This window comes from Bartonella sp. PS17NMGDW, from assembly GCF_042193555.1.
Taxonomy (GTDB): Bacteria; Pseudomonadota; Alphaproteobacteria; order Rhizobiales; family Rhizobiaceae; genus Bartonella; species Bartonella grahamii.
Map to the genome: position 1 here is coordinate 1 of NZ_JBHILY010000038.1, position 4,086 is coordinate 4,086.

Consider the following 4,086-nt stretch of genomic DNA (forward strand, 5'->3'; position numbering starts at 1 on the left):
ATTAAGCCCGTTTTGTTGTTGGTCACATTGCCCGTCACGCTGAAGACTAAATCCTGCCCTGCTGCCAATTGACCGCTATTTCCAAGCTCACCCGTTTTGATCACGAAATCTCGTGCCGCTAAAACAGAAGTTGCCTTATCCACCATAACGCTTGGAGCAATAAAGAGAATATCTCCAGTCCCCCCCTGATCTGTCACGGCTTGTAGCCGCGCATTGTGAATATCAAGGGCATTGGTGCTGTTAAAATCTAAACCACCATAAGTCAATTCGCTGCCCGAGACATCAATATGATCTGCAATTAAATACAGCGTTTGCGGCGTGTAAATATGAGAACGATTATTGCTTAAATCGAGAGTTGTTGCCGTCAATCTCACATCCCCCTCAGCAGACAGCACATTCTCAACACTGATCTCTCCTGATACCGATGTCAATGTTGCACTGCCATAGCCAATGACCTGATCATAATAGATGTCGTTGCCTGCAAAAATTTCAATATTGCCACCACTGGCAATCTGACCAACCTTCACCCCTTCTTTTGCTGTAATCAAAAGAAAGCCCTTTTCATCTAAAACAAGATCCCCTGAACCGCCCGTAGAAACGACACCTGTCATCAGTGTGCCAGCATCAAGGCTGCCAACCTTTAAAACAGCTTCTTCACCCGTCATCAGCGAAGAAAAGTCAACAGCCCCACCCTCAATATTTGCCTTGCCATGAGCTAAAAGTTGCCCAAAATGAACGGGAGCATTTGTTTCTGGTTGTGCTTGAATGGCAACATTTTGATGCGACAGAATTGTTTCAGAAACAGAAAGCCCGTTATGAGAAACCAGGGTGATATCTCCTGCCCCATAAACACTTTCAGCGACAATCGCACCTTGACTGCTCTGGAGATCAACATCCCCTTGGGTGCCAAGAACAACAACACCAGAAGCACCCGTTGCCGCCATATCAACCCCACCGGCTAAAAACTGCGCCTTTATATCACCACCGGCATGTGCCCTGAGGTTCCCTTGCGCTAAAACAATCCCCTCAAGCTTCAAGTCTCCGCCCGATTCAAGAGCCATATCAGCGCCTGACCCTAGCCCTGAAACTTGAAGTGTCTGGCGCGAAGACAGCTCCATATTGCCCCCAGAGGTTGCCTTGCCTGCAATCGATAAAAGCCCATCCTGCGCCTCTATCTTCAAATGACCTTCAGCGCCAACCGTTTCTAACATCACATCCTTATGGGCGGCAATATCAATATGCTTTTTCGAGGTGATGTGTTTTGCCAATACGCTCTGGCTTTTCGATTTGAGGACAACACCCCCATGACCAAAAACATTCTTCAACGAGATTTTCCCGTCAGCAGAAAGATGCAACTGCCCCGCATTGGCTGCCATATCATGGCGCATGCGAACCCCAACACCTTTTTCTGTTGCCACAAGTTTTATTCTGTCCGCCTGTAGAGCCCCCAAAGCAGAGCCATCTATCGCATATTCCGGTTTACCAGTAATATCAGTTAGCTCTTTCATTTCCCGTGAAGCATAATCAAAGTGACCCGTCCCTGCTGTCACTCCAATCTCCTTGCCCGCAACAGCTCCTTCAAAATGCACCGTGCGTGAGACAATATCGACAATATCAACAGCCCCTTGACCAGAGAAAAAATTGGCTCCCTTTGCACCAAAGGTAATATCCCCACCTCTCACCTCAAATCCTTTCAGAAAACCGCTCGCATCAATTTCGGGAACACCTGTGGTTAAGGTCGCATGGGGCGTATTGATAAAGCCGCAACCATCACAGCTTATCCCATTGGGATTGGCTATAATCACATCGGCTGGGCTCCCAAAAACCTCTCCTGGACCATGAAGCGCACTGCGCTTGCTGCTGGTGACCTCATTTAAAATCACTTTCGCCGAACCCGTAACACGCAAATGCGGATTGCCCGGCATAATGCCCCCCAACTGCGATTGCCCCACTTCTTGCGCATGATTGTTCCAAATCACACCTGCATTGCCAATATTAAAATCATCATATTTATTGTGTGATAAGCCCTTGCCATTGGGGGTAACAATATCAATCGAGGGAACCCCATTGGGCGCTGCCACTATATCTGGACGATGGGCGGCATTAGCGTTAGGATCCACAGTAATTTGCGCCTGTAACGCTGAAGGTGCAAATAAACAAGAAAAACCAAGTCCCCCAAATAAAACCTTTTTGAGCATCGTACTGGAGACTAAAACACCTAATAAAGCTGCTCTTTCTGCTCTCTTCTCATATCTCATACTTTAACTCCCCAATAAACAATGCTTAAAGTTCCATTGTTAATGTCATAAAAAATGTTCCTGATTTTTTGTGCTTAACTGTGCTCCAAAAAATACTGGAATAACTGGCATCAAGAGAGACCATGCCTCCCGCAAGCTTGACACCTGCTGTCCAACCGGCAAGCTGGTCACTCTTAATCCCATACAAAACTTGCGAAAACACACGCCCATAATCCAAACCAACATAAGGGCGAAGTTCTCCAAAAACCTTTTTGAAGGTCGCGTGATTGCTCCACGGAATGGTGCGCAACAGCAAATCATTCCGGCTAAAAAAACCGTTATTGCCAAAAAGCAAACTCTCACGCGTGCCACGAACATTGGAGGCGCCCCCCAATGAAATCTGCTCAGCACCCAGTAAATTATGCGGTGAATATTGACCACTCAAAAGATTGCTCAGTATAAAGTCAAAGCCCCCTACCTTAAAAGGCGTCATAACGCTGAGTGTGCCGGTAAATTTGGCAAATTGTGGCTCCGCATCTCCTGCTCCTGGATCGTGCTTCTTGACAGAATGAAACAAGGGGAGCCCTTGCAAATAACTCACATCAAAAGTCCAAGTTCCACCCAGCATCTGGCGCGAATGCGAAATCCCAAAATTGGCGACGCTATATTGACGGCTGCCCACTTCAATCTTATTGCCAAGAAGGTAATTGTTGGTTCTTTTATAAGAAAGACCTAAATTCAAGGTTGTAAGGGAAACACCATCACGGTAAAGAACCCTGCTTGTACTGGCGTGCAACTCACTGGAATCCCCCGTCGTCTCAATATCGGTAAAATTGCCAGGGATAATGCTTTGATAATTATAAACAGTGCCATTCAAACCAAAGGTCCAATAACCGTACGGAATACTCACACTCGCTGAAATGTTATTGCTATGTCCTTCTTGCTTGCTCCCACCCCAATAATCGGGCTCACTGCGTTGATAGTTAAAATCCCACGCATCATTCATCCCTAAAATATTTTCTACCCTCAAGCCCGCACTATAACGCGCATAACCCGTGGAGGCTTGTCCCATATTGTCATGAGAAACAGTAACCTTGAAAGTTTTATCGGGATGATTGTTAATATTGACAATGGTGCTCCCTTCTTCACGCCCTGGAAGAAGTTCGCTTTGAGCGTGCGCTGAACTCAAACGGTTGATCTGATCAAGCCCCTGTTCAATATCGCGCATGTTCAGAACATGACCTTGAAGCCCAGGGAAAGCACTCCACACAACATTGTTATAACGAGACGTCGGTGAACCATTATAGTAAATCTCTGAGAGCTTGCCCTCAACGACAACAAATTTGAGCGTCTTGCTGTTTTTGATATCTTGATCGGGTATATAAAAACGCGCCGTTACATAGCCTTGATCCAAATAAACTTTGGTTAACTTCTTGATTAAGAGCTGAATATCGACAAGACCGATACATCTTCCAACATAAGGCTCTGTTACGGCTGATATAAAGCGCTTTTTGACATGATGCACTCCCTCAACAACAAGAGCATGAATGGGAAAACATTGTTTCCCACCCAAAAGCGTTTCTGGATTTTGCTCTGAAGGCGTCTTTATCCTTTTAGGCGTTAAAGCGCGTAAATTCTCAATTCTTTCTAATTGCTGTTTCTCAGATTGTTGGCGAGAAAAATTATCGGTTGGGGAATGAAAAACAGCTGAAGAGCGCGCATAAACACTTACACCTGTAAACAAGCCAAAGAAAACAACAATGGCACGAAAAATTCTCAAAAGAGAACTTTGGCGTAAAAATACACAAAACAATACAGATTGCCCCCGCTTTGCACTATTCATGAAGCA

General features: G+C 45.6%; 2 protein-coding genes. Both read right to left on the reverse strand.

The features are described 5' to 3' along the window. Nucleotides 1-2,258, reverse strand: a 2,258-nt coding sequence (locus ACFIJK_RS08810; protein WP_375627531.1) for a filamentous hemagglutinin N-terminal domain-containing protein, incomplete at its 3' end; no start/stop codon positions are given. Nucleotides 2,259-2,283: 25 nt separating this feature from the next. Next, nucleotides 2,284-4,080 carry a ShlB/FhaC/HecB family hemolysin secretion/activation protein gene (locus ACFIJK_RS08815; protein WP_375627532.1) on the reverse strand — a complete coding sequence of 599 codons (1,797 nt, stop codon included), beginning with the start codon at nucleotides 4,078-4,080 and terminating at the stop codon, nucleotides 2,284-2,286. Between the last annotated feature and the right edge of the window lie 6 nt (nucleotides 4,081-4,086).

Excerpts from the sequence above, each read along its gene's own strand:
- ACFIJK_RS08815 (WP_375627532.1), bottom strand. The coding sequence starts at position 4,080 with ATGAATAGTGCAAAGCGGGGGCAATCTGTATTGTTTTGTGTATTTTTA.